A 326-nucleotide genomic window follows, 5' to 3' on the forward strand; every position below is an offset into this window, starting at 1 on the left:
TCAGCGCCGGAGCCGCCCCTGCCGGTGCCCCGCGGTGATGACGAGGCCCTGGTCGCCGACGACCGCGTAGATGCCAAGCCAGGGCTCGATCATCCGCATCCCGCGCTCACCGCCGAGGCGGTGGCGCAGGCGCCGCCGGGCGGCCTTGTCGAAGAACAGCGAGTCCCCGTCCCGGGTGCGGGCGACCGAGCCGCACTCCTCAAGCAGGTCGAGCACGAGGCTGGGAATGGCCCGCTGCTGGAGCCGGTGTCGGGCGTGATGGGTCAGGGCGTTCACGAGCGGTCTCCCTCGGTCTCGGCGTCTCGGCGGAGGCTGGCCTCCAGGGC

1 protein-coding gene is annotated in these 326 nt (G+C 73.6%); it reads right to left on the reverse strand.

Going from position 1 to position 326, the window contains the following annotated elements; translation table 11 throughout:
- Window positions 1–276, reverse strand: coding sequence for a hypothetical protein (locus MFF64_RS36705; protein WP_099902631.1), 276 nt, complete (start codon window positions 274–276; stop codon window positions 1–3).
- Window positions 277–326 lie beyond the last annotated feature (50 nt).

The organism is Methylobacterium frigidaeris, assembly GCF_022179185.1.
GTDB classification, from domain to species: Bacteria; Pseudomonadota; Alphaproteobacteria; order Rhizobiales; family Beijerinckiaceae; genus Methylobacterium; species Methylobacterium frigidaeris.